The 23,239-nt window shown below is 70.3% G+C and carries 25 protein-coding genes; 12 read left to right on the top strand and 13 right to left on the bottom strand.

Translation table 11 applies throughout. The annotated features are described in order from the left end of the window. From ACFWY5_RS35300 to ACFWY5_RS35270, 7 genes are read right to left on the bottom strand one after another with little or no spacing between them, the layout of a single operon-like run. Complete coding sequence (locus ACFWY5_RS35300; RefSeq protein ID WP_379616006.1) at positions 1 to 738, bottom strand: SDR family NAD(P)-dependent oxidoreductase; 738 nt, start codon at positions 736 to 738, stop codon at positions 1 to 3. Between the two features lie 25 nt (positions 739 to 763). Next, positions 764 to 1,225 (bottom strand): anthrone oxygenase family protein, encoded by a 462-nt coding sequence (locus ACFWY5_RS35295; RefSeq protein WP_379637117.1) that lies wholly within the window; start codon positions 1,223 to 1,225, stop codon positions 764 to 766. 7 nt (positions 1,226 to 1,232) lie between these two features. Beyond that, positions 1,233 to 1,700 (bottom strand): SRPBCC family protein, encoded by a 468-nt coding sequence (locus ACFWY5_RS35290; RefSeq protein ID WP_379616002.1) that lies wholly within the window; start codon positions 1,698 to 1,700, stop codon positions 1,233 to 1,235. A gap of 2 nt (positions 1,701 to 1,702) precedes the next feature. Beyond that, on the bottom strand, positions 1,703 to 1,957 hold the full coding sequence (locus ACFWY5_RS35285) for a phosphopantetheine-binding protein (RefSeq protein ID WP_184970427.1): 255 nt from the start codon (positions 1,955 to 1,957) through the stop codon (positions 1,703 to 1,705). Next, positions 1,954 to 3,198 (bottom strand): ketosynthase chain-length factor, encoded by a 1,245-nt coding sequence (locus ACFWY5_RS35280; protein WP_379637114.1) that lies wholly within the window; start codon positions 3,196 to 3,198, stop codon positions 1,954 to 1,956. Before ACFWY5_RS35280 ends, ACFWY5_RS35285 begins: the two co-directional genes overlap by 4 nt. Continuing rightward, positions 3,195 to 4,466, bottom strand: a complete 1,272-nt coding sequence (locus ACFWY5_RS35275) for a beta-ketoacyl-[acyl-carrier-protein] synthase family protein (RefSeq protein WP_379637112.1) — start codon at positions 4,464 to 4,466, stop codon at positions 3,195 to 3,197. The genes ACFWY5_RS35280 and ACFWY5_RS35275 overlap by 4 nt, the downstream gene beginning before the upstream one ends. Beyond that, positions 4,463 to 4,774 carry a cupin domain-containing protein gene (locus tag ACFWY5_RS35270; RefSeq protein WP_379615994.1) on the bottom strand — a complete coding sequence of 104 codons (312 nt, stop codon included), beginning with the start codon at positions 4,772 to 4,774 and terminating at the stop codon, positions 4,463 to 4,465. Before ACFWY5_RS35270 ends, ACFWY5_RS35275 begins: the two co-directional genes overlap by 4 nt. A gap of 306 nt (positions 4,775 to 5,080) precedes the next feature. Here ACFWY5_RS35270 and ACFWY5_RS35265 point away from each other — a divergent pair, with 306 nt between their 5' ends. From ACFWY5_RS35265 to ACFWY5_RS35250, 4 genes are read left to right on the top strand one after another with little or no spacing between them, the layout of a single operon-like run. Then, entirely contained in the window at positions 5,081 to 5,536 is a 456-nt protein-coding gene (locus ACFWY5_RS35265) for a DUF1772 domain-containing protein (RefSeq protein WP_379637110.1), read from the top strand. Between the two features lie 27 nt (positions 5,537 to 5,563). Continuing rightward, positions 5,564 to 6,037 (top strand): pyridoxamine 5'-phosphate oxidase family protein, encoded by a 474-nt coding sequence (locus tag ACFWY5_RS35260; protein ID WP_379615990.1) that lies wholly within the window; start codon positions 5,564 to 5,566, stop codon positions 6,035 to 6,037. A gap of 30 nt (positions 6,038 to 6,067) precedes the next feature. Next, entirely contained in the window at positions 6,068 to 7,276 is a 1,209-nt protein-coding gene (locus ACFWY5_RS35255) for a cytochrome P450 (RefSeq protein ID WP_379637107.1), read from the top strand. Positions 7,277 to 7,310: 34 nt separating this feature from the next. Beyond that, complete coding sequence (locus tag ACFWY5_RS35250) at positions 7,311 to 8,324, top strand: methyltransferase (RefSeq protein ID WP_379615988.1); 1,014 nt, start codon at positions 7,311 to 7,313, stop codon at positions 8,322 to 8,324. A 27-nt stretch (positions 8,325 to 8,351) separates the two neighbouring features. Here the strand turns inward: ACFWY5_RS35250 and ACFWY5_RS35245 are convergent, their stop codons facing one another. After that, positions 8,352 to 9,626, bottom strand: a complete 1,275-nt coding sequence (locus tag ACFWY5_RS35245) for an FAD-dependent oxidoreductase (protein ID WP_379637105.1) — start codon at positions 9,624 to 9,626, stop codon at positions 8,352 to 8,354. Between the two features lie 310 nt (positions 9,627 to 9,936). On the opposite strand from ACFWY5_RS35245, the gene ACFWY5_RS35240 reads away from it, so the two are divergent. Then, the gene (locus ACFWY5_RS35240; protein WP_379637103.1) at positions 9,937 to 11,823 is read left to right on the top strand and encodes an amino acid transporter; all 1,887 of its coding nucleotides are present in this window, start codon (positions 9,937 to 9,939) and stop codon (positions 11,821 to 11,823) included. A gap of 9 nt (positions 11,824 to 11,832) precedes the next feature. On the opposite strand, the gene ACFWY5_RS35235 is transcribed toward ACFWY5_RS35240, so the two are convergent. Both ACFWY5_RS35235 and ACFWY5_RS35230 read right to left on the bottom strand, forming a co-directional pair. Next, positions 11,833 to 12,798 carry an ABC transporter ATP-binding protein gene (locus ACFWY5_RS35235; RefSeq protein WP_379637101.1) on the bottom strand — a complete coding sequence of 322 codons (966 nt, stop codon included), beginning with the start codon at positions 12,796 to 12,798 and terminating at the stop codon, positions 11,833 to 11,835. Then, entirely contained in the window at positions 12,788 to 13,780 is a 993-nt protein-coding gene (locus ACFWY5_RS35230; RefSeq protein WP_379615984.1) for an ABC transporter ATP-binding protein, read from the bottom strand. The genes ACFWY5_RS35235 and ACFWY5_RS35230 overlap by 11 nt, the downstream gene beginning before the upstream one ends. A gap of 128 nt (positions 13,781 to 13,908) precedes the next feature. Between ACFWY5_RS35230 and ACFWY5_RS35225 the strand changes: the two genes are divergently transcribed. The 7 genes from ACFWY5_RS35225 to ACFWY5_RS35195 are packed head-to-tail and all read left to right on the top strand — an operon-like array spanning position 13,909 to position 21,576. Next, the gene (locus tag ACFWY5_RS35225; protein ID WP_379637099.1) at positions 13,909 to 15,117 is read left to right on the top strand and encodes a dipeptidase; all 1,209 of its coding nucleotides are present in this window, start codon (positions 13,909 to 13,911) and stop codon (positions 15,115 to 15,117) included. Continuing rightward, the gene (locus tag ACFWY5_RS35220; RefSeq protein ID WP_379637097.1) at positions 15,117 to 16,694 is read left to right on the top strand and encodes an ABC transporter substrate-binding protein; all 1,578 of its coding nucleotides are present in this window, start codon (positions 15,117 to 15,119) and stop codon (positions 16,692 to 16,694) included. Before ACFWY5_RS35225 ends, ACFWY5_RS35220 begins: the two co-directional genes overlap by 1 nt. Before the next feature lie 5 nt (positions 16,695 to 16,699). Next, positions 16,700 to 17,653, top strand: a complete 954-nt coding sequence (locus ACFWY5_RS35215; protein WP_379615979.1) for an ABC transporter permease — start codon at positions 16,700 to 16,702, stop codon at positions 17,651 to 17,653. Beyond that, positions 17,650 to 18,504, top strand: coding sequence for an ABC transporter permease (locus ACFWY5_RS35210; RefSeq protein ID WP_379615977.1), 855 nt, complete (start codon positions 17,650 to 17,652; stop codon positions 18,502 to 18,504). The genes ACFWY5_RS35215 and ACFWY5_RS35210 overlap by 4 nt, the downstream gene beginning before the upstream one ends. Then, positions 18,501 to 19,670 carry a M24 family metallopeptidase gene (locus tag ACFWY5_RS35205; RefSeq protein ID WP_379637095.1) on the top strand — a complete coding sequence of 390 codons (1,170 nt, stop codon included), beginning with the start codon at positions 18,501 to 18,503 and terminating at the stop codon, positions 19,668 to 19,670. The genes ACFWY5_RS35210 and ACFWY5_RS35205 overlap by 4 nt, the downstream gene beginning before the upstream one ends. Positions 19,671 to 19,679: 9 nt before the next feature. Beyond that, positions 19,680 to 20,519, top strand: a complete 840-nt coding sequence (locus ACFWY5_RS35200) for an alpha/beta fold hydrolase (protein ID WP_379637093.1) — start codon at positions 19,680 to 19,682, stop codon at positions 20,517 to 20,519. Between the two features lie 55 nt (positions 20,520 to 20,574). After that, entirely contained in the window at positions 20,575 to 21,576 is a 1,002-nt protein-coding gene (locus ACFWY5_RS35195; protein WP_379615971.1) for an Lrp/AsnC family transcriptional regulator, read from the top strand. A 16-nt stretch (positions 21,577 to 21,592) separates the two neighbouring features. Here ACFWY5_RS35195 and ACFWY5_RS35190 read toward each other — a convergent pair whose 3' ends face one another. From ACFWY5_RS35190 to ACFWY5_RS35180, 3 genes are read right to left on the bottom strand one after another with little or no spacing between them, the layout of a single operon-like run. Next, positions 21,593 to 22,258, bottom strand: a complete 666-nt coding sequence (locus ACFWY5_RS35190; protein ID WP_379637091.1) for a pyridoxal-phosphate dependent enzyme — start codon at positions 22,256 to 22,258, stop codon at positions 21,593 to 21,595. Then, positions 22,219 to 22,629: a RidA family protein gene (locus ACFWY5_RS35185; RefSeq protein ID WP_379637170.1), complete on the bottom strand. Its 411-nt coding sequence runs from the start codon at positions 22,627 to 22,629 to the stop codon at positions 22,219 to 22,221. The genes ACFWY5_RS35190 and ACFWY5_RS35185 overlap by 40 nt, the downstream gene beginning before the upstream one ends. 34 nt (positions 22,630 to 22,663) lie before the next feature. Beyond that, positions 22,664 to 23,065: a MarR family winged helix-turn-helix transcriptional regulator gene (locus ACFWY5_RS35180; RefSeq protein WP_379637089.1), complete on the bottom strand. Its 402-nt coding sequence runs from the start codon at positions 23,063 to 23,065 to the stop codon at positions 22,664 to 22,666. Positions 23,066 to 23,239: the final 174 nt, after the last annotated feature.

Here is a 23,239-nt window from a genome sequence, read left to right as displayed (position 1 = left end):
TCAGATCCCTCCGTCGACGTGGACGGTCTCGCCGGACATGTAGCGGGAGCGGTCGCTCGCCAGGAACAGCACGACGTCGGCGATCTCCTCCGGCTCGCCGAGCCGGCCGAGCGCGGTCATGGCACGGTAGCGCTGCTCCTGCTCGGGGCTGAGGCCCTCAGCGGCGTGGGTGGAGATGATCCCGGGGGCGATCACGTTGATCCTGATCCCGCGCGGGCCGAGTTCCTTGCACAGCGATCTGGCCAGGCCGAGGACTCCCGCCTTCGAGGCCGTGTAGTGCGTACGCAGGGGCACGCCGGCCATCGCCGCCTTGGAGCCGATCGCGACCACGGAGCCGCCCTCCGACATCAGCGGCAGCGCGCCGCGTATCACGAGGTACATGCCGGTGAGGTTGGTGTTCAGCACCCGCTGCCACTCGTCCAGTTCGAGCTGGGCGAACGGGATGTGGCTGATGGCGCCGGCGTTGTGCACGACGACGTCCAGCGTGCCGAGCCGCGTACGGCATTCGTCGATCAGCCTGACGACCTCGTCCGCCTTGCCCACGTCGGCCTGGACGACGCCATGCTTGCCCGGTGTGGCGGACAGGTCTTTCTCCAGCCGCGCCGCCGCCTCGTTGTCGGCGCGGTAGCAGGCGACGACGTTGCAGCCCTCCTGGGCCAGGCTGAGCACGACCGAGCGGCCGATCCCTCTCGTGCCTCCGGTGACCAGGACGTTCTTGCCCTCAAGCCGAAAGCTCATGATGGTTCTCCTCTGGGTTCGCGGTTCAGAGCAGCGCGACTGCGGCTCCGGTGTTCAGCGTGAGAGCGAGTAGGGCCAGCCCCGTCCGGGTCCTGTTCCACCGCGCCCACCGGCGGCGGAAGGCGTCCAGGTCCCAGCCGGGTGGCAGCGCGTCGGGATCCTGCGCCTTGACCCAGCGGTTCATCGGAACGTTCCGGGTGAGCGAGACGGCCACCACCGAGCCGGCCGTCAGGGCGGCGGCCGCGCACAGCAGCCGCCCCGCCGGGCGCGGCTCCGCCGCCGCGACGAGCACGTCGGCCAGGACGGTGACCATCAGGCAGGCGGGCTGGAACGGGTCGTAGCGCCCGACGGCGAACGCGTGGGCCCTGACGTAGTCGCCGGCCGTTAGCGTCATGTAGAACGGCACGACCCCCAGCACGGTGGCCATCAGCACGCCCGCGGAAAGGCCGTTGGCCAGCAGGGCCAGCGGTAGCGCCACCTCGGTCATGGCCGGCTCACGGCTTCCCGGCCCGCTGCGCCGCCCGCTCGACCTTCTCCTTGATCAGTTTCATCTGGCCGGGCGAGCTGCCGTTGATCCGGTCGGTCATCTGCTCCAGGTTCACCGGGGAGTCCGGCCTCATGCGGAAGTCCTGGATCCAGCGCATCTCCACGCCGCCGGGCACCTCCGCGTACTCCCAGTGCAGGTGCATGTACTCGAACCAGCCCAGCTCGGTGCGGTGCGCCTGCACCGTGCGCGTCCTGGCGTTGGCGGTACGCTCCGACACCCACGACCAGGCGTTGCCGTCCTTGTCGGGATGCATGGTGAGGCGGAAGCGGACCATGTCGCCCTCGCGGTGCAGGACCTCGGCCTTCGCGTACTCGCTGAAGAGGTCCGGCCACGACTCGACGTCGTTGGTCATGGTCCAGACCAGCTCCATCGGAGCCGCGATCACGATCGCGTTCTCGGTGTGTCCCCCGGCCATCGCTAGTTCACCGCCGCCCGCTCGTTGACGTAGTCGAGGACCGCGCGCGGTGTCTCCAGCGTGGCCGCCACCTCGTCCGGCACGATCACGCCCCAGTCCCGCTCCAGGCGGCTGGCCATTTCGAGCACGGCCAGGGAGTCGTAGGCGAGGTCCTTGAACGTGGTGTCGATGATGTCGCCGTCGAGGTCGATCGACTCGTCCTCACCGGCGCTGAGCCGCATCAGGGATCGCAGGTCGTCGAGCGTGAGTTCTTTCATCGGTCTCCTCCTGTCGCGGAGCTGTTGGGTGCGCGCAGCACGAGCGCGGCGTTGAACCCGCCGTACCCGCGGGCGATGATCAGCGCGGAGCGCACCCGGCAGGGACGGGGTTCGTCCCTGACCAGGTCGATCTCGTAGTCCGGGACGAGCTCGGCCACGCCGACCGTCGGCGGCAGCACCGAGTCGCGCATGGCCAGCAGCGCGGTGGCCACGTCCAGGGACGGCCCGCCCGCGTACATCCGGCCGGTCATGGTCTTGGGCGCCGTCACCGGCACCCCGTGCGCGCCGAAGACGGCCGCGATCACCCCGGCCTCGGCCCGGTCGAGCTCCGGGGTGCCCGCGGCGTCGGCGAAGACCACGTCGACGTCCCCCGGCGTCAGGCCCGCCTCGGCGAGTGCCAGCTCGACGGCCCGGCGCAGTCCGGGCGGGCGTCCGGTGCACGGGGCCGGATCGAACGTGGCGGCGTGGCCGGCGATCACGCCGTAGACCTTCTCCGCTCCACGCGCCCGGGCGCTCGCGGCGTCCTCGACGATGAGGATGGCTCCGCCCTCGCCGGCCACGTAGCCGTTGGCGCCGGTGTCGAAGGGCCGGTAGGCGAGCGCGGGATCGCCCTGGGTGCTCATCAGGCCGTTGGCGATCTGGCAGGTCAGGCCGTACGGGCTGAACGGGGCCTCGGTGCCGCCGCTCACGACCAGGCGGGCGCCGTCCTCCAGCAGCCGCCGGGCCTGCGCGAGCGACTCCAGGCCGCCGGCCTGCTCGGCGACCACGACCCCGCACGGGCCGCGCATGCCGTGCCGGATCGAGATCTGGCCGGTGGTCGCCGCGTAGAACCAGGCGATCGACTGGTAGGCGCCCACGTGCCTCGGGCCCTTGCTCCACAGCTCCTGGATCTCGCGCTGGCCGAACTCCACCCCGCCCGCCGAACTCGCCGTGACCACGCCCATCTCGTACTCGGGCAGGGCCGACGGGTCCACGCCCGCGTCGGCGAGCGCCATGTCGGTGGCCACCAGCGCCAGGTGGGTCCAGTGGTCGGTCTGCGGGATCAACCGGCCGGGCACGTGGCCGGCCGCGACGAAGTTCCCGACCTCCCCGGCCACGCGCACCGGGTAGGAACCGCTCTCGAATCGCCTGATCGTGCCGATCGCCCTCGTCCCGCTCAGCGTGGCGGACCAGTGCGCCTCCGCGCCGAGACCGGTGGGGGCGACGACACCGATCCCGGTGATCACGGGGGCGCTCGTCATGCGACCTCCAGTCCCGGCGCGGTCAGCACCATCGCCGTCTGGAAGCCGCCGAAGCCGCTGCCCACGCTGAGCACCACGTCGACGGGCTGCTCGCGCGCCACGTGGGGCACGTAGTCGAGGTCGCACTCCGGGTCCGGCGTTTCGAGGTTGGCCGTCGGCGGCACCGTGCCGTGCTCGATCGCCAGCGCGCTGGCGGCCACCTCGATGGCCCCGATCGCGCCGAGCGAGTGCCCGACCATCGACTTGATCGAGCTGACCGGAGTCCGGTAGGCGTGCTCGCCCAGGCCGCGCTTGAACGCCGCCGTCTCGTGCCGGTCGTTCTGCTTGGTGCCGGAGCCGTGGGCGTTGATGTAGCCGACGGCGTCCGGGTTCAGCCTGGCCTGGTCGAGGGCGACCCGGATGGCCTCCGCCATCTCCCGGCCGTCCGGCTTCAACCCGGTCATGTGGTACGCGTTGCCGCGCGTGGCGTACCCGGCGATCTCGCAGTAGACGTGAGCCTCGCGGCGCCGGGCGCGTTCCAGGTCCTCCAGCACGAACACGGCCGCGCCCTCGCCCAGTACGAAGCCGTTGCGCTCGCGGTCGAACGGGCGGGAGGCGTGGGCCGGGTCGTCGTTCCTGGGCGAGGTCGCCTTGATCGCGTCGAAGCAGGCCACGGTGATGGGCGAGATCGGGGCGTCGGTCGCACCGGCCAGTACGACGTCCGCCGAGCCCTCGGCGACCAGCCGCGCCCCGTACCCGACGGCGTCGAGCCCCGAGGTGCAGCCGGTCGAGATGAGCGTGACCTGGCCCTCCGCGCCGCACGCCCAGGCGACCTCGGCGGCCAGCGAGCTCGGCACCAGGTGCCCGTACAGGTGCGGGACGCCGTAGGAGGAGTCGACGAGCCAGCCGCGGCCGGAGTCGCTGACGACCACGTACTCCTCTTCGAGGCTCATCGTGCACCCGACCGCGCTGCCCAGGGTCACACCGGTGCGCGTCGGCTCCAGGTCGGAAAAGCCGAGGCCGCTGTCGGCCAGCGCCTCCCGCGTGGAGACGACCGCGAACTGCGCGGCGCGGTCCATGCGGCGGATCTCGCGCGCGCTGAGCCCCTCCGCGGCCGGGTCGAAGTCGCATTCGGCCGCGATGCGCGACCGGAACGCCCCGGCGTCGAACATCGAGATCCTCCGCGTCGCGGTACGGCCGGCCGTCAGCAGTTCCCAGAACGCCTTGCGGCCCGTGCCGCCAGGAGCCACGACACCGATGCCGGTGAGGGCCACCCGCCTGCGGTTCATCTCTTCTCCCCCACGTTGAGCGAGGGCTCGGCGGGGCTGGGCAGCGGCTCGGTGTCGACGTGGCCGAGGTCCGGCCGCGGCGCGAGCGGGCCGAGGTGGAAGACGACCATGGCCTGCGCGTCGCCGGTGTTCTCGACCCGGTGCCGGACGTCGATGGGAATGTGGAGCGCCTCGCCCGGACCGAGCCGGACCGGTGTTCCGTCCACCACGACGGTCAGGTCGCCCCGGACGAGACAAAGGAACTCCTCCGAGTAAGGGTGGTAATGCTCGGACACGAACTCCCCCGGTTCCAGCGTGAGCATTCCCATGAATCCGGACGTCGCGCCCACGGTCGCGGGGCCGAGCAGAACGCGAATTTCACCGCCACGCCGCCGATTGGGTGTGATCTCACTGGCTACGATCTTGGCTGCCCGAGTAATCGTCATGTCGAAGCCTCCCCTTCAGGCGGACTCTGCTTGAAGCAGCATGACCGCGCCGGCTAGAGGAATACTCGAAGCCTGCTCAAGCCCCTCCGCAAATGGCGCCCGGCGCCATTCCCCCACCGATATTCGAGTCCGCCTCAAGGTGCCGGACGGATACTTCGGGTGGTGACAGAGGGAGGAGCGACATACGTGATGGCCCACATTCTCACCGCCGCCGTGCTGGTCACCAGCGGGCTCGCCGCCGGTGTGCTGTTCACCCACGCCGTCGGCGTGTGGCCGGCCCTGCAGGCGATGACACCGGAGCGCTACGTCGCCGCCCACAAGTTGCTTGGCCGCGCCTACGACCCCATGATGCCGATCATCGTCGGCGTCTCCACGGTTCTCGACATCAGCCTGGCCTTTATCACAGAAAACAGCCTGACCCAGAATCTGTTCATCGCCTCGGCCGTATGTCTGGTCGGCGTCGGCGCGGTTTCACAGACCAGGAACGTGCCGATCAACAGGCGGGTGAAATCACTCGACCCCCAGGCCATTCCAGCCGACTGGAAAGACCCGAGAAGCGCCTGGGGCAAATGGAACATGGTCCGGACGACATTCGCCGTGCTCGCCCTCGTGGGAAATGCCGCGGCGGCCGTCTCCGCGTTCTGAAATCAGATCTCGGCCGAGAGGATTCACATGTCCGCGACCGGCAGCGTGCGGGGCGCCGGCCTCGCCCCGCCCCGCGACCCCGCCCAGCGCAAGGCCGACGTGCTCGGCGAACTCGAGACGGCGAGGTACGCCTGGCTGGCGACCGGCGGCGAGTCCGGCGCCCACCTCGTCCCGCTCGGCTGCGTGTGGGACGGGGCCCGCCTGGTGATGGCCACGCGCCAGCAGCACGTGACCGTGCACAACCTGCGCCGGCGCGCCGAATGCCGCGTCGCGCTCGGCGATCCCACCGACGTCGTCCTCATCGACGGCACCGTGGAGATCACCGCGCACCGCGACCTGCCGCCCGACGCCCCGGGCGTGCTCGCGGACCTGCCGGTGAACCCCACCCGGGTTCCGGGCTGCGTCTATCTCTTCCTCACGCCCCGGCGCATCCTCGCCTGGCGGCACCGCGGCGAGATCCCCGGCCGCACCGTGATGACCCGCGGCCGCTGGGTCGTCTGACCCGCTCGAGAAGACCTCGGAGGAGCACAGATGCCTGAGGTGACGGTGCCGATCGGCGGCATCCCTCATTCGGCCCTGACCGACCCGTATCCCTTCTATGAGCTGTTGCGGACGCAGGGCCGGGTCCACCACCTGGACACCCCCATCGGGCTGAAGGCGTGGTTCGTCCCGCACTACGAGGACGCCCGCCCGCTGCTCGGCGATCCCCGCTTCAGCAAGGCCGTGCACCACTCCGACGTGGTCAGGGAGGACGGGCAGAAGGCCGAGAGCTCGTTCGCCGACAACATGGTCAGCACCGACCCTCCCGAGCACACCCGGCTGCGCAAGCTGGTGCAGAAGGCGTTCACCCGCCGCCGGATCGAGCTCCTGCGCCCCCAGGTGGAGCGGTTCACCGGCGAACTGCTCGACAAGATGGAGACGGCGGGCGAGGTGGAGCTCATGGAGGACTTCTCCTTCCCGCTGCCCATGATGGTCATCGGGGAACTCCTGGGACTGCCCCCGAACGACCTCGCCGACCTGCGCGAGAAGAGCATCTTCTGGTTCATGGAGGAGGAGTTCACCGGCAGCCCGGTCGACGTCTTCCGGGCGCGGCAGGCCGGCATCGGGGCGTACGTGCGCGACCTGATCGAGCGTCGGAGGGGCACCCCCAGCGACGACCTCATCCAGGGGCTGATCGAGGCCCGCGACGGCGAGAACCGGCTGTCGGAGCGGGAGCTCGTCGCGACGGTGATGCTGCTCATCTTCGCCGGCTTCCTGACCACCGTGAACCTGATCACCAACGGCATGTACGCGCTGGTGCGCAACCCCGGCCAGCAGGCCCTGCTCGCCGCGCAGCCAGACCTCATCGGCTCCGCTGTGGAGGAGTTCCTCCGCTACGACAGCTCGCTGGCCGTGATCGAAGGCCATGCCACAGAGGACATCGAGATCGCCGGAACCCTGATCCCGGCACACTCCCTGATCATCGTCCCCGTGCACTCGGTCAACCGCGACCCGCAGGCGTTCCCCGACCCGCACCGGCTGGACATCACCCGCAACCCCAACCCGCACCTGGCCTTCAGCCACGGTGTGCACCACTGCCTGGGCGCGCCGCTGGCGAGGCTCGAAGCGCAGGTGGCCATCACCGCGCTGCTGCGCCGGTTCCCGAACATGACGCTCGCCTGCGATCCCGGCGAGGTGCGCTGGCACCGCGACTTCTTCCAGCGGTCCCTGCACGCGCTCCCCCTGCGGCTCAACCCCTGACCGTTTCCTCTGGACCGTTGAGAAAGGACGCCGGATGTCCGCAACACCCCTTGTCAGGACAGCAACGGGATTCTTCCAGGCGCAGGCCCTGTTCGCCGGGATCGAGCTGGGGCTGTTCGCCCGCATCTGCGCCGCGCCGGCCACCGCCGTGGAGATCCAGCGCGAGTTCGGCCTGCATCCCAAGCTGACGAGCGACTACCTGGACGCGCTGGTCGCGATGGACCTGCTCGTTCGGAACGGCTCCGCGTACGGCGCGGCCCCCCTGACCGCGGCCTACCTCGACCCGCGCCGGCCCGAGTACATCGGCGGCTTCCTCGCCCACAACCAGCGCCGGCTCTACCCGGCCTGGGGCAAGCTGCCCGGCTTCCTGCGCTCCGGCGAGAGCCTGGTGCGGCAGCTGTCGGAAGCCGACTTCACCGATGGCCTGTACGCCGACCCGACGCGCACCCGCCACTTCGCCGACGCGATGGACGGCTACGCGGTGCTGCTCGGCCGCCCGCTGGCGGAGAAGTACGCGTGGGACACGGTCAAGTCCTTCACCGACCTCGGCGGCTGCCGGGGACTGCTCACCATGCGGCTGGCCGCCGCCCACCCGCACCTGCGCGGGGTGACCTTCGACCTGCCCCCGCTGGAGCCGCTCTTCGACGAGCTCATCGAGAGGGAGAGCGGTGCGAGCGACCTGCGTGACCGGGTCAGCTACCAGGCGGGCAGCTTCTTCACCGACGACCTGCCCGACACCCAGGTGTACATCTTCGGCCACGTGCTGCACGACTGGGTGGACGAGCGCCGCAGGGCGCTGGTGAACCGGGCGTTCGAGCAGTTGCCCCCGGGCGGCACGCTGCTGATCTACGACAGCATGATCGACGACGAGCGGCGCGACGCGGCCTTCGGACTCCTGATGAGCCTCAACATGGCGATGATCAGTGGATCCTCGGAGTACACGGCCGCCGAGGGCCTCGGCTGGTTGAGGGAGGCCGGCTTCGAGGTGCGGCGGCCGGTCGCGCTGAACGAGCTCAGCACCCTGCTCATCGGCGACAAGCCGCTCTGACGGCACCGCTGCCTTCAGCCGGGGGGTTCAGGCGGCTCCGGCGGAGAAGGCGCGTTCCTTCAGCATCGGGATCCGCTGGGCGGTGCGCAGGAAGGTGCGGAAGCCCAGGCGGGCCAGCGGGCTCCTGGTGACGAACCGCCTGGCCGTCTTCAGGGAGTCGCGCACGGCGGCGAAGCCGTACTCGGTCATCTGTCTCTCATAGGCGGCGATCGCCGCGACGACGTCCTTCCCCTGCGCGGCGGTCAGTTCCCGGCACAGCAGCCGGGCGTCGCGCAGCGCGGTGTTGGCCCCGAGGCCCAGGTGCGGGGCCATGGTGTGGATGGCGTCGCCGAGCAGCGTGACGTTCGTGGCGGCCCACGGCCCCGTCGGTACGGCGCTGCGGATCGGCAGCAGCGACACCGTCTCCGGCGGGGTCAGGTCGATCATCCGGAGCAGGTCCGGGTGCCAGTTGCCGATCATGCCGGTGACGAGGTCGCGGATCTCGGCGCCCGGCAGCTCGGCGGCGTCCGCGGGGAACTGCCGGGTTTCCGCACCGAAGGCCCACAGGATGTAGCTGCTGGTGTTGTCGTGCATCGCGCCCTCGCGCTCGCTGGCTCCGATGCCACCGGGCAGCACGACCGGATCGCCGCCGAAGTCGTGGGGCGCGCAGAACATCGAGTAGCCCCTGGCCGGGACGATGTTGGTCAGGCCCTCGTACAGGTGGGCGGGGATGAGCCGCTTCGTCTCCTCGGTGAGCGGGAACTTGCCGGCGACGCGGGTGATGCCGGTGTCGATGCGCTCGGCCTGCGGAAGGTACTGCTGCCGCACCCGCGAGCCGCTGCCGTCGGCGGCCACCAGGACGTCGGTCGTCTCGGTAGAGCCGTCCGCGAAGTGCAGCGTGATCCGGCCGTCGGCCCCGCGCTCGTAGCGCTCGAACGTCCGGCCGAAGCGCACCACCTCGTCCAGGCCGGTGAGGAGGATCTGGCGCAGGGTGATCCGGCTGACCGAGTGGTGGTCGCGCCAGTTGGCGTCGCGCTCGCCGGCCTCCAGCTTGATCAGCGGCCGCAGCCGCTCGGTCATGAACACGAAGTCGAGCCCGCCCCTGCCGGTGGTGGCCAGGAACGCCTGCCACAACTCGGGGGACATGCACGCGCGCAGCGCCTGGGCACCGAGGGGGTTGATGTGCAGCCGGTAGCCCTGGAGGCGGTTGGCCGGTGTGCGGTCTCGCTCGTACACGGTGACGTCGGCGCCCGCGTTGTGCAGGCCCTGAGCCAGGCAGAGCCCGCCCACCCCGGCGCCGACGACTGCTACGTGGAAGGTCATGCTTCCCCGTCCCGACGATCATCCATTCGGATGACTGTCTCAACCAAACGTATGGATACTTAGACGGTAACCCGGATCCTCGTACGCGGCAATCGCTTTCATCGGCGACGACCACCTTCGTGCCGTTGACGGTCTCGACGCCCGCCACTCGCCCTGACCAGCCATCACCCGCGACCGCGCCGGGCAATATTTACGTTTTCTTGACGCCTTGATCGCGCGGCATCGACCTTCGGGCTCAGTAGCGTGCATTCGTCTGACATGCCGCGAAAGTGGAGGTGGCCCGGTGGCCGGCGCTGTCCGGGAGCGAACGATGCGGCAATGGCTGCTGAAGGGGCTCAAACGCCCCGAAGGGCTGAGCAGCGCACCCCACGAGGAGGAAACGCCCGAACACCAGCATTCCTGGTGGCAGGTCATGTGCCTGACCGGCGTCGACTACTTCTCCACGCTGGGCTACCAGCCCGGCATCGCCGCCCTGGCCGCCGGCGCGCTGAGCCCCATCGCGACGCTCGTCCTGGTGGCGCTGACGCTCTTCGGCGCCCTGCCGACCTACCGGGCGGTGGCCGAGCAGAGCCCGCATGGGCTCGGGTCACTGTCGATGCTGGAGCGGCTCCTGCCGGGCTGGCGCGGCAAGCTGCTGGTGCTGTTCCTGCTCGGGTTCGTGGCCACCGCGTTCATCGTCACCATCACCCTGTCGGCGGCCGACGCCACCGCGCACATCCTGCACAATCCGTTCGTGCCGGAGTTCCTGGCGAGCTGGCAGGTTCCCGTCACGCTGGTGCTGATCGCCGCGCTCGGCGGGGTGTTCCTGGCGGGTTTCAGTGAGGCGATCTCGATCGCCGTCGTGCTGGTGGCCGTCTACCTGCTGCTCAACGTGGTCGTGGTGGGCTCGGCCGTCCAGCATGTGCTCACGGCGCCGGAGAAGGTGACCGGCTGGCAGAACGCGCTGAGCACCGACTACGCCAGCCCCCTCGCCATGGTCGCGGTCTCGCTGTACGTGATGCCGAAACTCGCCCTGGGCCTGTCCGGCTTCGAGACCGGCGTGGCCGTCATGCCGCTGGTCAAGGGTGACGTCGCCGAGCGGGTCAAGGGCGCGCGCAAGCTGCTGACCACGGCCGCGCTCATCATGAGCGTCTTCCTGATCACCTCCAGCTTCGCCACCACCGTGCTCATCCCGCCCGCGGAGTTCGCCGAGGGCGGCGCGGCCAACGGCCGGGCCCTGGCCTACCTCGCCCACCTGTACCTGGGCGACTGGTTCGGCACCGCCTACGACCTGTCCACCATCGCCATCCTGTGGTTCGCCGGAGCCTCCGCGCTGGCGGGCCTGCTCAACATCGTGCCGCGCTATCTCCCCCGGTACGGCATGGCCCCCGACTGGACCCGGGCCTCACGCCCGATGGTCCTGGTCTTCACCGCCATAGCGTTCGTCATCACCATGGTCTTCGACGCCGAAGTCGAGACCCAGGGCGGCGCCTACGCCACCGGCGTCCTGGCCCTCATCCTGTCCGCGGCCGTCGCCGTCACGCTCTCGGCCTGGACCGCACGCCGTACCCGGCCCGCCCTGTTCTTCGGCTTCGTCACCCTGGTCTTCGCCTACGCCACCGTCGCCAACATCATCGAACGTCCCGACGGGCTCGTCATCGCCCTGCTGTTCGTGCTGGCCATCGTGGTCGTCTCCCTCATCTCGCGGGCCACCCGCTCCACCGAACTGCGCGTCACCCGCATCTCCCTGGACGACGCGGCCCGCCGCTTCATCAACGAGGCGGCCGAGCTCTACCTCATCGCCAACGAACCCCATGGCAGGGACGCCAAGGAGTACGTCGACAAGGCCCGCGAAGCATGGGAACTGCACCGCCTGCGCACCAGCGAGGGACTCCTCTTCCTGGAGGTCACCGTCCCGGACGCCTCCGAGTTCGCCGGGGAACTCCGCGTCACCGGCGAGGAACGCCACGGCTTCCGCATCCTGCGCATGCACAGCACCACCGTCGCCAACTCCATCGCCGCCCTGCTGCTGCACCTGCGCGACCAGACGGGCAAGACCCCGCACGTCTACTTCCACTGGGCCGCCGAAGGCAACCCCATCGGCGCCCTGCTGCGCTATCTCGTCTTCGGCGGCGGCGACATCCCGCCTCTGACCCGCGAAGTCCTCCGCCAGGCCGAACCCGACCCCGACCGCCGCCCCGTCGTCCACGTCGGCTGACCTCCGTGGTCAGTACGACTGGGCGGGGCGGGCGGCGTGGTGGCAGGCGGCGAAGTGGTCGCCGACCGGTTCCAGGACGGGTTCCCGGCTCGAGCACTCGTCGGTGGCCTTCCAGCAGCGGGTGTGAAAGCGGCATCCGGGCGGCGGCGCGACCGGGCTGGGCGGGTCGCCGCCGAGCATGATGCGCTGACGTCCCCGCAACGACGGCCGGGGCACCGGCGCGGCGGACAGCAGGGCGCTGGTGTAGGGGTGCGCCGGCGTGCCGTACACCTTGGCGGCGGGCCCGATCTCGGCCACGCGGCCGAGGTACATCACGCCGACGCGGTGCGAGACGTGCCTGACGACGGCGAGGTCGTGGGCGATGAAGACCAGCGCCACGCCGAGGGTGCGCTGGAGCTCGGCGAGGAGGTTGACGACCTGCGCCTGGACGGACATGTCGAGCGCGGAGACGGGCTCGTCGCAGACGATGACGTCGGGCTCCGTGGCCAGTGCGCGGGCGATGCCGATGCGCTGACGCTGGCCGCCGGAGAACTCGTGGGGGAAACGGTTCATGCGGTCGGGGTCCAGGCCGACGAGGTCGAGCAGCTCGCCGACCCGCGCCCGCCTGCCGGAGGCGCCGCCGGCCAGCCGGTGCACCCGCAGGGGCTCGGCGACCAGGTCCTGGACGGTCATGCGCGGGTTGAGCGAGGTGAGCGGGTCCTGGAAGACCATCTGGACGCTGCGCCGCACGTCGCGGGCGGGGAAGGGGCGGCCACGGAAGGTGACCTCGCCGCTGTCGGGCTTCTCCAGCCCGACGAGCATCCTGGCCAGCGTTGACTTGCCGCATCCCGACTCGCCGACGATACCGAGCGTCTCACCGGCGTGCAGCTCCAGGCTCACCCCCGACACCGCGCGTACGGCGCCGCCCTTGGACAGCAGGCCGCCGCGGTAGGTCTTGTGCAGGTTCACCGCGCGCAGCACGGGCTCAGCCGACATCGAGCAGCTCCTTGGTGTGGTGACAGGCGGCGGCCCGGCCGGAGCCGCCGTCCAGCAGGGTGAGTTCCGGGCGGGTCCCGGTGCACAGCGCGGTGACCCGGTCGCAGCGGGGGGCGAAGGCGCAGCCGGCGGGCAGTGAGGACGGGCTGGGCGGCTGGCCGGGGATGGCGCGCAGCTCGCTGGCGGGGCGTTCCAGGTCGGGGATGGCGCCGAGCAGGGCCCGGGTGTAGGGGTGCGCGGGCCGTTCGAACAGCTCGTAGACGTCGCCGGTCTCCACGATCCGCCCGGCGTACATGACCGCGACGCGGTCGCTGACCTCCGCGGCCACGCCGAGGTCGTGGGTGATGAGCAGGACGGCGGTGCCGAGCTCGCGGCGCAGCCGTTCGATGAGCTCCAGGATCTGCGCCTGGACGGTCACGTCGAGGGCGGTGGTGGGCTCGTCGGCGATGATCAGGTCGGGTTCGAGGGCGACGGCCATGGCGATGAGGATGCGCTGGCGCATACCGCCGGAGAACTGGTGGGGGTAGTCGTCGATCCGCTTGCCGGGGGCGGGGATGCCGACGAGCTCCAGCATCTCGATCGAGCGTGCCCTGGCTTCGGCGCGCGTGGCGCCGACGTGGACCCGGAACAGCTCGCCGAGCTGGTCACCGATGCTCAGGACGGGGTTGAGCGCGGACAGCGCGTCCTGGAAGACCATCGTCATGTCGTTGCCGCGCAGCGCGCGCCGCCGCTCGGCGCTCATGGTCAGCAGGTCGTGCTCGCCGAGGCGGGCCACCCGCGAACCGACCTGGACCCCGGGGTGGTCGAGCAACCCCATGATCGCCTTGGCCGTGACGGATTTTCCCGATCCGGACTCGCCCAGCAGGGCGAGGGTCTGGCCGCGCTCGATCACCAGGTCGACGCCGCGCACCGCGGGGAGCAGGCGTCCCGAGGCGGTGAACGTGACCTGGAGGTCACGCACCTCAAGAACCGTGTCGCTCACAACGCCTCCCCTATCCAGTGACGGAACTTTGCATCATCCTGATGCTTCATGCCTGAAAACACCTTCAGTATTGACCTGTATGAATGATTCTGGCAAGCTCCAAGAAAAATGCCGAGAGGAGACAAAGGGTGCTAGAAGCGGCAAAGGCCTACACCGGCTACCGTTCGTACGAATATCTGGAGGCGGGTCCCGATTACCGGGTCTTCGACCTCGCGCCCGAACTCGGCCGCGTCCCGGCCTACCAGGGGCTGGAGCTGAGCGCGGAACAGGAGACACGCGTACGCCGCCTGCTGACCGACAGCCTCGTCGTCTCCCTGCACGACCACCCCTCGGTCTTCCCCGAGGACATCGGCCAGACCGTCGACTACAACCGGACGGCGCGCCACCACACCGGCTACCAGGGTCTGGCCCACTCCGGCATTACGGTCGTGTTCGACAACCTCATGGACGGCACCTGCTGCATCACCAGCCAGGCCGGCTGGAAGTGGACCGACGTGGTGGCGGACATCGGCATGCGCCTGTCCGACCTCGCCCACCAGGACTACCTCCTCAAGGTCGAGCGCCTGGCCCACGTGCGCGAGGCGCACGAGAGCGGCCGGATGGGCCTGGTGCTCGCCCTGGAGGCGGCGACCATGATCGAGAACGAGGTGGACCGGATCGACATGCTGTACGGCTTCGGCGTACGGCAGATGGGCATCGCCTACAGCGAGGCCAACACCCTGGGCAGCGGCCTGAAGGAACGCCGTGACGGCGGCCTGACCACCTTCGGCGAGCGGGCCGTGCGCCGCATGAACAAGCTCGGCATCGCCATCGACGTCTCCCACTCCGGCGACCAGACCTCGCTCGACACCATCAGCCACTCCACCAAGCCGATCCTCATCACCCACGCCGGCGCCCGCTCCGTCTGGCCGACCAACCGGATGAAGCCGGACTCGGTCATCAAGGCGGCGGCCGAGCGCGGCGGCGTCATCGGCCTGGAGGCGGCCCCCCACACCACGCTCTCGCCCGACCACCCCAGGCACTCGCTGGAGTCGGTCATGGACCACTTCACCTACTGCGTGGACCTGGTCGGCATCGACCACGTGGCCTTCGGCCCCGACACCCTCTTCGGCGACCACGTCGGACTGCACGACGCCTTCGCCCAGCACCTGTCGATCAACGAGGCGCACGCGGGCACGACCTACCCCAAGGTCGAGTACGTCGACGGCCTGGAGAACCCGACCGAGTGCTTCTGGAACATCATCGGCTGGCTGGTCACCCACGGTTACTCCGACGAGGAGATCACCAAGGTGGTCGGCGGGAACGTCATGCGCGTCCTCGAGGAGGTCTGGATCTGATGCGACGTGGATTCCCCCTGGCGGCCGCGGCCGCGATCGCCCTGCTCACCGCGTGCAGCACCCCCAGCGTGCCCGGCTCCACCGGCCAGGGCGGATCCCAGGCGCCGGCGACGAGTGACCGCCTGACCATCGGCACCACCGCCGACGTGGTCAACTACAACCCGCTGGTCGGCAACAGCCGTACCGACTCGTGGGTGACGAACCTGATGTACCCGCACCTGACGCAGATGGACGAGGCGGGCAAGCGCATCCCCTACCTGGCCACCGAGTGGTCCTACTCCGAGGACGGCAAGACCGCCACCGTCAAGCTGCGCGACGACATGAAGTGGTCGGACGGCAAGCCGGTCACCGCCGACGACGTGGTGTTCGCCGTGACGGCCGTGCAGAAGGAGAAGTTCGGCGTGGTCGCCGGGCTCATCACCGCCATGGAGAAGGCGGAGGCGGTCTCCCCGACCGAGGTCAGGTTCACGCTCAGCCGGCCGGACGGCACCTTCCTGGACAACGTCGGCTTCTGGCTGCCGATCGTGCCCAAGCACGTCTTCGAGAAGGCGCCCAGCGTGCAGAAGTTCGCCAACGACGCCGACTGGGTGAGCGCGGGGCCGTACAAGCTGACCAAGGTCGAGCGCGGGCAGCGCTACATCATGGAGCGCGTGGAGCCCTACGGGCCGGGGCAGCCGACCGTGAAGGAGATCGTCTTCCGGGTCTTCCCCGACGTCAACACCGAGGTGCTGGCGTTGCGCAACGGCGAGATCGACCTGATCGGCAACGTGCTGCCGCCCTCGACGGCCGCCGACCTGAAGAACGACCCGAAGCTCAAGCTGGTGCAGGTGCCCTCGCTCGGCTGGGCGCACCTGCAGTACAACACCAAGCGCAAACCCATGGACGACGTACGCGTCCGTCAGGCGCTGGCCCACGCCGTGGACTACGAGGCGATCAGGAACATCGCGCTCAAGGGCTACGCCAAGTCGGCCAACTCCAGCGTGCTCACCCCCTCCCAGCCCGACTACGCCGACCCGAGCGTGTCGGAGTACGCCTTCGACCCGGCCAAGTCCAAGCAGCTCCTACGGGAGGCCGGGGTCACGAACCTGAGCCTGAGCATGATCTACGACCAGGCCGACCCGAACATCGCCCGCTGGGCGCCCATGGTCAGGGACGCGGCCAAGCAGGCCGGGATCGAGATCAAGCTGCAGGGCCTGGAGCGCAACACCTACCTGGACAAGACCCTCAAGCGCGACTTCGACATCTACGCCGGCTCCTGGGCGATCATGGACAACCCTCCCGCCAACCTCGGCCTGGCCTTCAAGACCGGCGGGTTCATCAACTACGCCCAGGTCAGCGACCCCAAGCTGGACAAGCTGATCGACGAGGGCCAGCGCGCGCTGACCCGGCAGGAGGCCAAGGCGCCCATCCAGGAGGCCGCGAAGATCATCCATGACCAGGTCTACGACAACGTCCTGTACGTCGAGACCTTCAACATCGCCCACTCCACCAAGTGGACCGGGTTCAAGCCGATGCCCAGCGAACTGCTGTCCATCGTCAACCCGCTCTCGCTGGCCGCAGTGAAGCCGGCGAGCTGATCCCGATGCGGTTCGTCGTCACCCGGCTGCTGCGCGGCCTGCTCACCCTGTGGTTCGCGGTCACCGTGACCTTCTTCCTGGTGCGCCTGCTGCCCGGCGATCCCGTGCTGGCCGTGGCCGACCCGAACATGACCGAGGAACTGCGCGCCAAGCTGCTGGCCGACTTCGGCCTGGACCAGCCGCTCGGCGTGCAGTACCTCAACTACCTGGCCCAGCTCGTCCAGGGCAACCTCGGGATGTCCTTCAGGCAGTCGATCCCGGTCACCACCGTGCTCATGGACCGGCTGCCGTGGACGCTGATCCTGACCGGCTCGGCGATGCTGGTGACGATCGTGCTCGGCATCCCGCTGGGCGTGCTGGCCGCCACCCGGGCCAAGGGCTGGGTGGACCGCGTCATCCAGCTGACCGGCATCACCGCCCAGTCGTTGTTCGTGCCGAGCGTCGGCATCTTCCTCATGTACGTCATGGGCGTCACGCTCGGCTGGTTCCCGATCGGCGGCGCCGTCGACCTCGACGCCACCGGCCCGGCCGCCTGGCTCAGCATGCTGCACCATCTGGTTCTGCCCTGCCTGTCGCTGGTCCTGATCCAGCTCGGCGGCTACGTCCTCACCATGCGCTCGACGCTCATCGAGGCGCTCGGCGAGGACTACGTCGCGCTGGCCAAGGCCAAGGGGGTCAAACCGCGCGCGGTGGTGTGGAAGCACGCCCTGCGCAACGCGCTGCTGCCGACCACCACCATCGCCGGCCTCCAGCTCGGCACACTCGTCGGCGGCGCGGTGCTGACCGAGACGATCTACGCCTACCCCGGCATCGGCCGGGCCATCTACGAGGCGGTCGGCCAGCTCGACTTCCCCGTACTCCAGGGCGCGTTCGTGCTGCTGGCGGCGGCTGTGGTGGCCGCGAACCTGCTGACCGACGTGGCCTACGGAATCCTCGACCCCCGGGTGCGCACCTCATGACGGCCGTCATCACCGACCTCACCCCCCGCCGGCGGACCTGGACCGCGTTCCGGAGCAACCCGCTCGGCCTGGCCAGCGCCGCGATCCTGCTCGCGCTGGCGGTCATCGCGCTGTGCGCGCCGCTCATCGCGCCCTTCCCCGAGGGGTACGGCGAGGACACCTTCCAGCCGCCCTCCGCCGAGCACTGGTTCGGCACCGACGACATCGGCCAGGACGTCTTCGCCCAGGTCATCTGGGGCACCAGGGTGAGCATGGCGGTCGGCCTCAGCGCCTCCGTGCTGGCCATCGTGATCGGCCTGGTGGTCGGCATCTGCGCCGCCTACTTCCGCCGCCTCGACACCCCGCTCGGCGTGCTGGTCGACCTGTCCTTGTCGCTGCCCGTGCTGCCGCTGATGATCCTGGTGGCGGCGCTGGCCGGGCCCAGCGTACGGACACTGGTCGTGGTGATCGCGCTGTTCAGCTGGCCCGAGGTGGCCCGCGTGGTGCGCTCGTCGGCGATGGCGATCGTGCCCATGCCGTTCGTCTCGGCGGCGAAGGTGATCGGCGGGTCGGCGTTCTGGATCGTGCGCAAGCACCTGGTGCCCGGGGTCGTCCCCGTGGTCGGCGTCTCCGTGGTGCTGACCACCTCGCGGGCGGTGCTCGCCGAGGCCGGGCTCTCCTTCCTCGGCCTGGGCGACCCGAACAGCTGGTCCTGGGGGACCATCCTGCACAAGGCGCAGCAGTCGGGCGCGCTGGCCTCCGCGTGGTGGACCACGCTCTTCCCCTCACTCGCCATTCTCCTGCTCGTCCTGTCCACCACGCTGCTGTCGGTGGCCTACAACGACGCGCGCAACCACCGGAGCGCCTCATGAGCTTCTCCCAGCGCCTGCCCCTCTCCTTCTACGACACGGCACGCGAGCGGGTCAGGACCGCCATGGCCGAGCTGGGCCTGGACGCCCTGCTGCTCGACGACCCGCTCGACGTCGCCTACCTGACCGGGTTCACGCACTTCCCGAACGAGCGGCCCGTCGCCTGCTGGCTGCCGCTCGACGGCCCCACGGTCCTGCTGGTGCCCGACCTGGAGCGGGAGTACGCCGCCGACCAGGGAGCACACGCCGAGCTCGCGGTCTACCCGGAGTTCCCCGGCGTGCGCCCGCCGTTCGAGGTGCTGGCCGATCAGGTGCCCGCGCCCGGCGCGGCCGCGTACGCGCCCTCCACGAGCGTCGGCCGCGCCGCCGCGCTCGCGCGGGCCTTCCCCGGCACCCGCTGGCGCCCGGCCGACGTGCTCGGCCCGGTACGGCAGCGCAAACTGCCCGAGGAGGTCGTCCTGCACGAGGAGGCCGCCAGGATCGCCGACGCGATGATCGCGGCAGGCGTGGAGCTGGTGCGCGACGCCCTGGCCGCCGGCGGCGAGCTGCCCGCGGAGAGCGAACTGGCCGCCCACGTCATCGGCTACGGCTCCCGCCTCATGTACGCCGAGCACACCGACGTCGTCGTCGTGCCCATGCTCACCGGCGGCCTCGTCTACGGCGGCCCCAACTCCGCCCAGCCCCACCGCCTGCCCGGCGGCGAGCGGCTGCGCCGCGGTGAGACCTTCATGCTCTCGCTCGGCTGCGCCGTCGGCGGCCGGTTCGTCGAGAGCGAGCGCACCTTCGTGATCGGCGAGCCCACCGCCGAGCAGATCCTCTACTACGAGACCGTGCGCGAGGCCCAGGAGGTCGGCACCCAGGCGCTGCTCGCGGGCGGCACCTGCGCGCAGGCCAACGGCCGCTGCCTGTCGGTGATCAGGGACGCCGGGCTGGGCGATTACCTCAGGCACCGCCAGGGCCACGGCATCGGCCTCGGCTTCCACGAGCCGCCCTGGCTGGAGGACGGCGACCCGACCGTGCTGGCCCCCGGCATGATCCTTTCCAGCGAGCCCGGAGTCTACGTGCCGGGGCACGCCGGTTACCGCATCTCGGACACCGTGCTGGTCACCGAGGGCGCGCCGCGCCGCCTCACCTCCTACCCGCGCGAGCTGTCCGACGTCGTCATCTGAAGGAGTCACGTGTTCGTCGAGATCAACGGCAACCCGCTCAACGTCGAGGTGCTCGGGGAAGGAGAGCACACGATCATCGCGCATCACGGCGCGCCGGGACTCGGCTCGCTGGCCGAGCCGCGCTCCAGCTTCGGCCGGCTGGCCGACGCCTACCGGGTCGTGGTCTTCGACGCCCGCGGCTCCGGGGCCAGCGGCGAGGCCGGGCCGTACACACATGAGCAGTGGGTCGCCGACGTCGAGGCGCTGCGCGAGTGGGCGGGCGCCGAGCGGATCGTGATCGCGGGCGGCTCCTACGGCGGGTTCATCGCGATGGAGTACGCGGCCAGGCACCCCTCGCGCGTCAGCGCCATGGTGCTGCGCGACACCTCGGCCGACAACGCCAACCAGGAGCTCGCCATCCGCAACGCCGCCGCCTCCGCGCGGGTCAGCATCGACCGGGCCAAGCTCGACCGGATCATGGCGGGCACCGTGCGCGACGACGCCGACCTGCGCGAGTGCTGGCTGGAGATCCTGCCGCTGTACGACCACGACTACGACCCGGCGGCCGTGCGCGCGCGGGCCGAGGCCACGCCGTACCACTACCGCACGCACAACTACGCCTTCGCCCACAACCAGCCGGACTACGACATCAAGCACCTGCTGCCGGGCATCACCGCGCCCACCCTCGTCACCGTCGGCCGCCATGACTGGATCACCCCCGTCTCGTGCAGCGAGACCATCGCCGCGCTGATACCCGCCGCCGAGCTGCGCGTCTTCGAACACTCCGGGCACTCGCCGCAGGTCGAGGAGGCCGAGCTGTGGGAGGCGACCGTCCGCGCGTTCCTGGGCAAGGCGCTCGGCGCCCGGTGAACTCGCCTCAGCCAGAAGGTGCCCGCGCGGCGGTGAACGCGCGATGATGCCTCCGATGAATGATCTCGATGAGCTCGACCGCAGGATCCTCGCGGCACTGCACGTGAACGGCAGAGCCAGCTGGACCGACATCGCGCAGGTGATCGGCACCTCCACCACCACGGTGGCCCGGCGTGCCCAGCAGTTGTTCGCCTCCGGGGCCGTCCGCGTCGCGGTGCTGCCGAACCTGGAGCACGATGGGCCGGTGCACGTCTTCATGGTGCGCGTCAGTTGTGCCCCCGGCAGCCAGCTCCAGGTGGCGGGGCTGCTGGCGCGCAACCCCGACATCCGGTTCGTCGCCATCGTCACCGGCGCCCACGACATCGTCTTCGAGCTCGTCGCGCCCAAGGCGCGCGACCTGTACTCCATGCTCGTCGACTACGTCCACCACATCCCGGGCACGCTCAACAGCAGTGCCGACCTGGTCCTGCACACCTACAAGGTGACCTACGACTGGAGCCTGCAGCTGCTGGACCAGGCCGACAAGACGCTGGCCGTACCGCCGAAGCCGCAGTCGTGCGAGCCCGGCCACCTCGACGAGGTCGACCGCGGCATCCTCGCGGCCACCCGCGTCGACGGCCGCGCCAGCTTCCAGTCGATCGCCGACGGCCTCGGCATCAGCGAGAGCACCGCCAGGCGGCGGCTGGAGGCGATGCTCGAACGGGGCTGCGCGACCGTGGCGACCTTCATCCCGGCGGCCGCGCTGGGTTTCGAGGCGGAGATCCTCTTCTGGCTGTCGGTCGAACCGGCCATGCTGGACAGCGTCGCCGAACGGCTCAACGCCGAGCGCGGGGTCCGGCTCATCACGGCGACGCTGGGGCAGGCGTCGCTGATGTGCGAGGTGATCATGCCGACCACCGCCGACATCCACCACTTCACCTCGCGGACCCTGGCCTCCATCCCCGGCATCCAGTCGTGGACGGCTAACGTGCAGGTGCTGGCGGTCAAGCGCGGCTACCTGATGTGGCCGTGGGCGGAGGCCCGCGTCGAAGCGGCACTCGCCGAGCCGCCCGGCTAGCCACGGTCGCACGCCGCTAGAGCGGGAGGGCGGTGATGTCGACGTTTCCACCGCAGCTGAGGATTCCTACGACCTCATCGCGTACCGGCAGATAGGCGCCGTCGAGGACGGCGGCCAGGACGGTGTCCAGATCGGGGACCTGCTCGATGAATTCGGCGGCCGCCGTTCCGGCGCCGGCGACGGTCATGGGGTGGTCGAAGGGGTGGATGAGCGACGCGCCGGTACGCGCGGCGAAGTGCTCGGCGGCGGCGAGGCTCTCCTCGTAGACGGCGCCGGTGACCGTTACCGAGGCCTGGTACCCGGCGAGGCGGCGGAGCTTGATGGCCGGGCAGGTCGTCGGGACGAAGACCGTGGCCGGTACGCCGAGCAGGCCGGCCGCCCAGGCGACGGCCTGGCCGTGATTGCCGCCGCTGGCCGCGCAGACGCCGGCCCGCGGGATCTGGGCGGCGAGCAGGCTGTTGAGCGCGCCGCGCGCCTTGAACGCGCCGGTGACCTGCAGCGACTCGAGCTTGACCCAGAATCCCGGATGGGCGGTCCCGAGCTGGCCGGCCTCGATCCGCATCGCCGGTGTCCGCCGGACTCGGCCGTCCAGCCGGGCTCGGGCGGCGGCGACGTCCGCGCCCGTCACCTCGGCGGGTCCGGCTACGAGCGCCGGCTCGGCGGGTGCGGCGTTACCGGCCACGGTGGGCGACCGCCTGGAGTTCGATCTTCGCGCCGAACGGCAGCGCGCCGGCCTGGAAGGTGAAACGCGCCGGAGCGACGGACGGGTCGGCGAAACCTCCGCCGCCACCAGTCGTTGAACTCGCCGTAGTGGCCGATGTCGGCGAGCACGCACTGCACGAAAACGATGTCCCGGGCCGAGTACCCGGCCGCCTCGGCGATGTTGGTGACGTTACGCCAGGCCAGATCGGCTTCGCTGGTGAAGGTGCCGGCCGTATAGGTGCCGTCGGCGCCGAGGGCGGGCATTCCGCTGATGAAGCAGAAGCCGTTCGCCGCGGAGGCGAGGCTGAACGGGAAACCGGACGGCAGGCCGGGTCCAGATGTCGTACGCATGACGGTCAAGACAAGACTCCTTGTGGGCGGATGGTCACAGGGACCGCAGGGTCTCGCGCAGCGCCAGGGCGCCCTCGACGCCGAGGGATTCCTCGATCCGACGTTGCGCGCTCTCCCAGAGCGGCGTGGCCGCCTTCAGCGCTTCGGCGCCCGGCGGGCTCAGATGGATCATGGTCGTCCGCCGATCCGCGGCGGTGGTGGCGAGGCGGACGAACCCTGATTTCTCCAGGACGCGCACGTTGCGCGCCACCGTCGATCGCTCGAGCTCGACCGCCTCGGCGAGCCGTTGGATCGACACCGGACCGGTGGTGTGCAGCTTGCGCAGCAGCGCGAACTGTGCGGCGTTGATCGCCGCGGGCTGCAACGCGGCGTCATAAAGAGCCGTGACTCTGCGCGCCGCGGCACGCAGAGTCGTGCAATGACACTGGGTCTCCATGAACCACCCGGGCTGGCCCGGCTGCGCTCTGACAAGGCCCGACCTCAACCAACCCCTCACCGGATCCCCGGGGTGTGGTCGCGCATCCCGAGTTGATCACGGCTGAGGAGACCCGGGGGCTCTGCACGCGGGGCATGGCGATCGCCGGACGGCGGCCCGGCCAGGACTCCGACG

The organism is Nonomuraea sp. NPDC059007, from assembly GCF_042740555.1.
Classification (GTDB): Bacteria; Actinomycetota; Actinomycetes; order Streptosporangiales; family Streptosporangiaceae; genus Nonomuraea.
Note: the sequence above shows the minus strand (reverse complement) of the source record. Positions and strands in the feature narration are given on the sequence as shown.

Bases quoted from the DNA above. Each gene is read 5' to 3' on its own strand.
- ACFWY5_RS35300 (WP_379616006.1), bottom strand. From the start codon at position 738: ATGAGCTTTCGGCTTGAGGGCAAGAACGTCCTGGTCACCGGAGGCACG.
- ACFWY5_RS35295 (WP_379637117.1), bottom strand. From the start codon at position 1,225: ATGACCGAGGTGGCGCTACCGCTGGCCCTGCTGGCCAACGGCCTTTCC.
- ACFWY5_RS35290 (WP_379616002.1), bottom strand. From the start codon at position 1,700: ATGGCCGGGGGACACACCGAGAACGCGATCGTGATCGCGGCTCCGATG.
- ACFWY5_RS35285 (WP_184970427.1), bottom strand. From the start codon at position 1,957: ATGAAAGAACTCACGCTCGACGACCTGCGATCCCTGATGCGGCTCAGC.
- ACFWY5_RS35280 (WP_379637114.1), bottom strand. From the start codon at position 3,198: ATGACGAGCGCCCCCGTGATCACCGGGATCGGTGTCGTCGCCCCCACC.
- ACFWY5_RS35275 (WP_379637112.1), bottom strand. From the start codon at position 4,466: ATGAACCGCAGGCGGGTGGCCCTCACCGGCATCGGTGTCGTGGCTCCT.
- ACFWY5_RS35270 (WP_379615994.1), bottom strand. From the start codon at position 4,774: ATGGGAATGCTCACGCTGGAACCGGGGGAGTTCGTGTCCGAGCATTAC.
- ACFWY5_RS35265 (WP_379637110.1), top strand. From the start codon at position 5,081: ATGGCCCACATTCTCACCGCCGCCGTGCTGGTCACCAGCGGGCTCGCC.
- ACFWY5_RS35260 (WP_379615990.1), top strand. From the start codon at position 5,564: ATGTCCGCGACCGGCAGCGTGCGGGGCGCCGGCCTCGCCCCGCCCCGC.
- ACFWY5_RS35255 (WP_379637107.1), top strand. From the start codon at position 6,068: ATGCCTGAGGTGACGGTGCCGATCGGCGGCATCCCTCATTCGGCCCTG.
- ACFWY5_RS35250 (WP_379615988.1), top strand. From the start codon at position 7,311: ATGTCCGCAACACCCCTTGTCAGGACAGCAACGGGATTCTTCCAGGCG.
- ACFWY5_RS35245 (WP_379637105.1), bottom strand. From the start codon at position 9,626: ATGACCTTCCACGTAGCAGTCGTCGGCGCCGGGGTGGGCGGGCTCTGC.
- ACFWY5_RS35240 (WP_379637103.1), top strand. From the start codon at position 9,937: ATGCGGCAATGGCTGCTGAAGGGGCTCAAACGCCCCGAAGGGCTGAGC.
- ACFWY5_RS35235 (WP_379637101.1), bottom strand. From the start codon at position 12,798: ATGTCGGCTGAGCCCGTGCTGCGCGCGGTGAACCTGCACAAGACCTAC.
- ACFWY5_RS35220 (WP_379637097.1), top strand. From the start codon at position 15,117: ATGCGACGTGGATTCCCCCTGGCGGCCGCGGCCGCGATCGCCCTGCTC.
- ACFWY5_RS35215 (WP_379615979.1), top strand. From the start codon at position 16,700: ATGCGGTTCGTCGTCACCCGGCTGCTGCGCGGCCTGCTCACCCTGTGG.
- ACFWY5_RS35210 (WP_379615977.1), top strand. From the start codon at position 17,650: ATGACGGCCGTCATCACCGACCTCACCCCCCGCCGGCGGACCTGGACC.
- ACFWY5_RS35205 (WP_379637095.1), top strand. From the start codon at position 18,501: ATGAGCTTCTCCCAGCGCCTGCCCCTCTCCTTCTACGACACGGCACGC.
- ACFWY5_RS35195 (WP_379615971.1), top strand. From the start codon at position 20,575: ATGAATGATCTCGATGAGCTCGACCGCAGGATCCTCGCGGCACTGCAC.
- ACFWY5_RS35185 (WP_379637170.1), bottom strand. From the start codon at position 22,629: ATGCGTACGACATCTGGACCCGGCCTGCCGTCCGGTTTCCCGTTCAGC.
- ACFWY5_RS35180 (WP_379637089.1), bottom strand. From the start codon at position 23,065: ATGGAGACCCAGTGTCATTGCACGACTCTGCGTGCCGCGGCGCGCAGA.